The sequence below is a fragment of the Marinobacter antarcticus genome (genome assembly GCF_011049865.1).
GTDB classification, from domain to species: domain Bacteria; phylum Pseudomonadota; class Gammaproteobacteria; order Pseudomonadales; family Oleiphilaceae; genus Marinobacter; species Marinobacter antarcticus_A.
In genome coordinates, this window is sequence record NZ_DRGY01000109.1 from 1 (window position 1) to 5344 (window position 5344).

Annotated in this window: 8 protein-coding genes; 4 read left to right on the forward strand and 4 right to left on the reverse strand. The window is 52.4% G+C overall.

Translation table 11 applies throughout. The annotated features are described in order from the left end of the window. A partial coding sequence (locus ENI00_RS13695) for a DUF2855 family protein (protein ID WP_304103474.1) occupies window positions 1–424 on the reverse strand: 424 nt, incomplete at its 3' end. A 147-nt stretch (window positions 425–571) separates the two neighbouring features. On the opposite strand from ENI00_RS13695, the gene ENI00_RS13700 reads away from it, so the two are divergent. From ENI00_RS13700 to ENI00_RS13710, 3 genes are all read left to right on the forward strand, one after another. Further along, window positions 572–742, forward strand: coding sequence for a hypothetical protein (locus tag ENI00_RS13700; protein WP_304103477.1), 171 nt, complete (start codon window positions 572–574; stop codon window positions 740–742). Between the two features lie 15 nt (window positions 743–757). Then, entirely contained in the window at window positions 758–1144 is a 387-nt protein-coding gene (locus ENI00_RS13705) for a GNAT family N-acetyltransferase (protein ID WP_304103478.1), read from the forward strand. Window positions 1145–1453: 309 nt separating this feature from the next. Beyond that, window positions 1454–2347 (forward strand): dihydrodipicolinate synthase family protein, encoded by an 894-nt coding sequence (locus tag ENI00_RS13710; protein WP_304103481.1) that lies wholly within the window; start codon window positions 1454–1456, stop codon window positions 2345–2347. Between the two features lie 31 nt (window positions 2348–2378). Here ENI00_RS13710 and ENI00_RS13715 read toward each other — a convergent pair whose 3' ends face one another. The 3 genes from ENI00_RS13715 to ENI00_RS13725 all read right to left on the reverse strand — a co-directional run bounded on the left by ENI00_RS13715 (window position 2379) and on the right by ENI00_RS13725 (window position 4790). Continuing rightward, window positions 2379–3734: an ATP-binding protein gene (locus ENI00_RS13715; protein WP_304103484.1), complete on the reverse strand. Its 1356-nt coding sequence runs from the start codon at window positions 3732–3734 to the stop codon at window positions 2379–2381. Beyond that, window positions 3710–4375 carry a response regulator transcription factor gene (locus tag ENI00_RS13720; protein ID WP_304103492.1) on the reverse strand — a complete coding sequence of 222 codons (666 nt, stop codon included), beginning with the start codon at window positions 4373–4375 and terminating at the stop codon, window positions 3710–3712. The genes ENI00_RS13715 and ENI00_RS13720 overlap by 25 nt, the downstream gene beginning before the upstream one ends. A gap of 82 nt (window positions 4376–4457) precedes the next feature. Continuing rightward, on the reverse strand, window positions 4458–4790 hold the full coding sequence (locus tag ENI00_RS13725) for a PepSY domain-containing protein (protein ID WP_304103495.1): 333 nt from the start codon (window positions 4788–4790) through the stop codon (window positions 4458–4460). Between the two features lie 216 nt (window positions 4791–5006). On the opposite strand from ENI00_RS13725, the gene ENI00_RS13730 reads away from it, so the two are divergent. Continuing rightward, window positions 5007–5306, forward strand: a complete 300-nt coding sequence (locus ENI00_RS13730; RefSeq protein WP_304103498.1) for a transposase — start codon at window positions 5007–5009, stop codon at window positions 5304–5306. Window positions 5307–5344 lie beyond the last annotated feature (38 nt).

The following is a 5344-nucleotide window of genomic DNA, read 5'->3' on the forward strand; positions in this document are numbered from 1 at the left end:
CCTGTGGGATTCGGGTGTAGCTGTTATAAGCCGGTGGCAATTCTGCCCGATGTGCGCTGCCTTCCATCAGTTGATGTTCAGTAATGCGTGTGGGCCGCATAACCACGTGTGTTGCGGGCGGGAAGTAACCAAATAACCTCTCCCCTGCGGTTATCTGATCGCAGCGGGAGTCGGTAACGTTTGCAAAACCCCAAACCGGGATGACGCCCCAGCCAGCACTGTCCTCACCCACAGGTGGGTAAAACTGCCAGTAACCCAGCATGTCACCGGCCGCCGCGTAGGTAATGTTGTTGGCAGTGAAAGAGAAACTGTCTACGGCAAGTCTGATTTGCCCGGGCGCAAGTGGTGAGCTGGCAGTGTCAGCGTCGAGAGGAACCAGGCGCTGCTTGGAAAAATCGTCTTTTCGTATCTGGAATTGCGACATATTCAAATCCATTTTGGTTTAGTGTGCATCTCTGGCAACGTTGCGAATGCCTTGAAGAATTTCCAGAAATATGAGATCACCAATAGCGACTGGCCCGCGGATTATCGAGGCGGCCAAGCTTTTCACGTCAATTATAGGAAACACTTTATGTCAAAAAAAATAGTAATGTTTGAGTACGAGAAAGAGACAAAAAACAGTGTTCGCTACAAAGAGATCCCTGATGAAGGAACTGCGCCTGTCATCGGTACTCTATACGTTCAGAAGTGGTTTGCGGGTGATAGTAAATCTATTGAGATAACAATAGACAAAAAAGACTAGCTGGCTCTTCCATTTATGGTCATAGACAAAGCGAGCGGAAAAATAATTGGGTCCACCCGGTTTTGTCATGCCGATATGGTCAATCAGAGAGTGGAAGTTGGTTATACGTGGTATGCAAAAAGCTCTCAGCGCTCGTCAATCAATACCGAATGTAAAATGCTATTGTTAACCCATGCGTTTGAGGTGTTGGACGCTATTGCTGTTGAGTTTCGCACCCATTGGCATAATCAAGCCTCACGGCAAGCCATAGCCCGCCTGGGCGCAAAACAAGACTGTGTGCTCAGAAATCATCAAAAAGGGCCTGATGATTTGTATCGGGATACTGTGGTTTTCTCAATAATTAACCTCGAATGGCCGGCCGTAAAAATGAGCCTGCTGCATAAGTTGGCGAAGCACAGCTAAAAAACCACGGAGTTCAGACGCCTGAGGTACGCCGCGTCGCTCAGCATTTTGTAAGTCCACAAATTTCGAGGATTAAAATATGACTTTAAGAGTTATCGGCACCATTGGGACATTTTTTTTAGTTTTCTTTGGGCTGATGTCTATGGTTGGCGACGTTTCCGTCGCAGATTTCTTCGCTTTGCTAGGCTTCGGGTGTATAGCGGGCTTAATCGCTTGGTATAAGCTCTTCAAGCCTGGTGCTCAACGGTAAGGGGACTAAGTGTACCTGTTTGGCCATTCATCATTTCAACCACGTCAGGAGCATCCAGTATGTTTTGCGGCCTGAGCGCATTTCCCCTGACCCCGATGAACGAGCGCGGTTTAGACGAGGCGGCGTTTGTTCGATTGATTGGGCGGCTCGTCACGGCCAACGTCGATTCAATCTGCGTGCTGGGCTCCACCGGAAACTACGCTTACCTGACCATGGCAGAGCGTGCGCGTGCGCTGAGACTTGCAGTGGAACACGCAGGCAATATCCCGGTGATGGTGGGTATTGGCGCACTGCGCACGCGCGACGTACTTACTCTGGCTGAAGATGCAGAGGCTGCCGGTGTATCCGGGGTGCTGATGGCTCCAATGTCGTATCAGAAACTGCTTCCAGAGGAAGTTTTCGGGCTCTACGAAGCCATAACGCACGCGCTGTCGATACCGCTTTGTGTTTACGATAATCCCGCGACCACGCAGTTTGTGTTCAGTGACGAGCTTCATGGCCAGATCGCGCAACTTCCGAACGTGGCGTCTATCAAGATTCCCGGAGTGCCCGAGGATCCCCTTGAGGCAAGATCAAGGGTTGAACGACTTCGCGCACAGATTCCCTCACACATCACTGTGGGCATCAGCGGAGATGGCTGTGCGGCAAACGGACTGAATGCCGGCTGCGATGCTTGGTATTCGGTGATCGGGGGAGTGTTCCCCACCACCGCACTTGCGATTACGCGCGCAGCGCAGGCCGGGAACGCGCAGGAAGCGACGCGGTTATCGGAAAGATTGCAGCCGCTGTGGGCGTTATTCAGCGAGTTTGGCGGCAGTTTGCGCGTTGTCGCGGCCGCTGCACAATTGCAGGGACTCGTTGAAGATCCGTGTTTGCCGCTGCCGCTCAAAGCCTTGAATAAAGAGGGGCGCCAACGACTCGGGGAGTTGATTGATGAACTGGGCTTATCTTGACGGCTGCGGTGTCATGGCTGACAGGATGCGATCAGGATTTCGGCATACGTATACTGACCATGAGCCCTGTCTCTCTTTGCGCGTTTGCATAGTCCAATCGAATGGACGCGTTTAGACGGTCACAAATTGACTTTACAATCGATAAACCAAGTCCTGATCCAGGCTGACCCGTGCCAAGAATTCTATAGAATGGATCGAATACCCTTTCACGCTCTTCAAGCGGAATGCCTGGGCCCGTATCACTCACCGTGATGAGTACAGATGTTCCATCCTCGCGAGCATCCAGATCCACCTCGCCACCGCGGGGCGTGTAGTGGATAGCATTCATGACCAGGTTCGTCAGCACGGTATTGAGCTCTGTCTCACTGGCTGAAACCCATAGGTCAGGATAAGCGTCCAGATCCCCGCCCTGCCCGACCCCAAGATCGATACCGGCAGACTGCGCAAGGGGAAAAAGATCTTCGAGCAGGGTTTGAAGAGATGTGTTGACCATTACGCCAGGCTCAACAACACCCTTGTAGTCCTGAACGCGCGTATAGGTGAGCAATTGGTCCACCAGGTGACGGGTGCGCTGGATGCCGCCACGGAGGTCGTTGGATCGTTTGTGGGCTATAGACGACATTTCACTCTCATTCAGGCGTTCGGCCTGCAGAGACAGTGCGGTCAGTGGCGTTCTGAGTTCATGGGCCGCATCGGCTATAAATCGCCTTTGAACTGACACTGACTCAGCTACTCTCGCAAAAAGCCGATTGATCGCGACGACGAACGGGCGGATTTCTTCAGGCAGATCGGTTTCAGGAAGTGCACTTACGGTCCGGCCTTTACTCTCATCAAGTTCCTTGGCCAGACGTGACAGGGGTCGGAACATCTTTTTAATGATATCGCGAGCCAGCAATAGCAGAATCGGCATCAGAATCAGAAACGGCAATAGGGTTCGCAAAGCGCCGTCCCTTGCGATTTCGTCACGGACGGCCACTTCCTGGCCAACGGCGACCCGCGTGCCCGACTTAAGCGTTTTGACATAGATTCGATAAGAACGATCGTGAAGCTGAATATCCTGAAAACCATCAGAAAGCTGGGATGGCAATTCCGGAGTCACCCTGTCGTGGGGCGTCGCTCGGCCGAGCGGCTTAATAAACACACGATTCTCGATGCTTGGGAATGAGCCTTCGGCATTCGCTGGCTCTTCTGTAAACGTCGCGTGATGACGATCTGCAAGAATGGCGACCTGGCGGAGGATGTCGTCCTGTAGCTCATTGGCCTCACCGAAGGCGGTCACGAACGAGAAGGTGCCTGCAACTACGGCTACTGCGACAATGGCACAGGATAGCCAGAATGAGAGTCTGAACTGGAGAGACACGTTCATGAATTTTTTGCGATCACCCATCCAACGCCTCTGACATTTTTAATGGTTTCGGCACCCAGCTTTTTACGGACTGAATGGATGAGATATTCCACCGCATTACTTTCAACTTCCTCTTCCCATCCATAGATTCGATCCTCCAGCGCAGATCGCGAGAGAATAGCGCCAGGCCGCACCAACAGGGCCTGAACAAGTGAGAACTCACGACTGGATAATTGCACGGCCGACTGGCCTTCCACTTGAGCGTTCCGCGTTACCGGGTTCAGTGAAAGCCGGCCATTCGTCAGCACGGGGTCAGCGCTGCCACCCGTGCGTCGGAAAAGGGCTCTCATGCGCGCCATGATTTCGGCCATATCAAAGGGCTTGATAACGTAGTCGTCAGCACCGGCATCCAGTCCCCGAATACGATCGTCAAGACCGTCACGGGCCGTGATAATGAGTACCGGCGTATCCAGGTGCATGCCTCGAAGGGCCTCAAGTACTTGCTGCCCATTTTTCCGGGGCAAGCCAAGATCAAGCAGAACAATATCGTAATGCTGCAGTGAAGCGGCATTGATCGCCGCTTCACCATCTTGAACCCAGTCGACGGCATACGATGATTCCCGGAGGGTTTGCTCCAGCACATCACCGATCATGGGATCATCTTCGACTAAAAGAACGCGCATCCGACCTCCATAATTCCAAGTGACATCCCTTGGAGATTGTTGCGCATCCGGTCAATCGTTTCCAAGGCAAAATGCAACGAAATTAATCTATAGGATCCGACGACTGATCGTTATCTTCCCGATCCATTTCAGACGAAAGTACCTTTGACGTCATCGGATCGACGCGAACGTCAAGCGTTTGCTTTCCTTTGATGATCTCGACATCAAACGCAGGCCCATTAGCCGTCTGCTCAAACTCGGCACGAGAGGCCTTGCCACCGGAATGCTGTTCGGCAACCTGAATAGCCTCCTGCAAAGAAATCTTTGCCTGGGAAATGGACGGCTCGTCTGTTTCGATATCGCCAGAAGCAAATGCGGGGATCGCAGTCACGGTTAAAGCGCTACAAAGCAATAAAAGTCTTAGGCGTTTGTTCATTTGAATTCTCCAATAAGGCACCGGTTTTGGTGTAATGAAGAGGATGAACCGGAAAACTTAGCTCAGACTGAGGTCACGGGATTGGAGTACTCTGTTGCAGGATTTAAATAACCGTGATTAACCGCCACTTCGCTGTACACGTCCGGCAAACCCATCTTGAGCCTGATTCCGCAGCCTTCAAGATAGTGTCCACTTATTCTTTAGTGGACACTATCTATGAACAACGTAAGCGTAACCCGCCCTTACCGAAAACGCCGTCGACACTCCCCGGAATTTAAAGCGCGGCTGGTGGCCGAGTGCCACAGCCCGGGTGCGTCTGTTTCTCGTATTGCCCTGGATAATGACCTCAACGCCAACCAGCTTCGGCGTTGGATCAGAGAGTCGAAGCAAGTAGAAGGAAGCCTGCCGATAAGAATCGCACCATCCGAATCGAGATTCCACGAGCCGGCGGCTCGGTTGTCGTGGAGTGGCCCGCCGATCAAGGTCAGCAGTGCGCGGCGTTTCTACGCGAACTGATACCATGATCCGCATTGACGAGATCTGGCTGGCCACAG

Coding starts and splice junctions, on each gene's coding strand:
- ENI00_RS13715 (WP_304103484.1), bottom strand. CDS start 3,734: ATGGGTGATCGCAAAAAATTCATGAACGTGTCTCTCCAGTTCAGACTC.
- ENI00_RS13700 (WP_304103477.1), top strand. CDS start 572: ATGTCAAAAAAAATAGTAATGTTTGAGTACGAGAAAGAGACAAAAAAC.
- ENI00_RS13720 (WP_304103492.1), bottom strand. CDS start 4,375: ATGCGCGTTCTTTTAGTCGAAGATGATCCCATGATCGGTGATGTGCTG.
- ENI00_RS13725 (WP_304103495.1), bottom strand. CDS start 4,790: ATGAACAAACGCCTAAGACTTTTATTGCTTTGTAGCGCTTTAACCGTG.
- ENI00_RS13705 (WP_304103478.1), top strand. CDS start 758: ATGGTCATAGACAAAGCGAGCGGAAAAATAATTGGGTCCACCCGGTTT.
- ENI00_RS13730 (WP_304103498.1), top strand. CDS start 5,007: ATGAACAACGTAAGCGTAACCCGCCCTTACCGAAAACGCCGTCGACAC.
- ENI00_RS13710 (WP_304103481.1), top strand. CDS start 1,454: ATGTTTTGCGGCCTGAGCGCATTTCCCCTGACCCCGATGAACGAGCGC.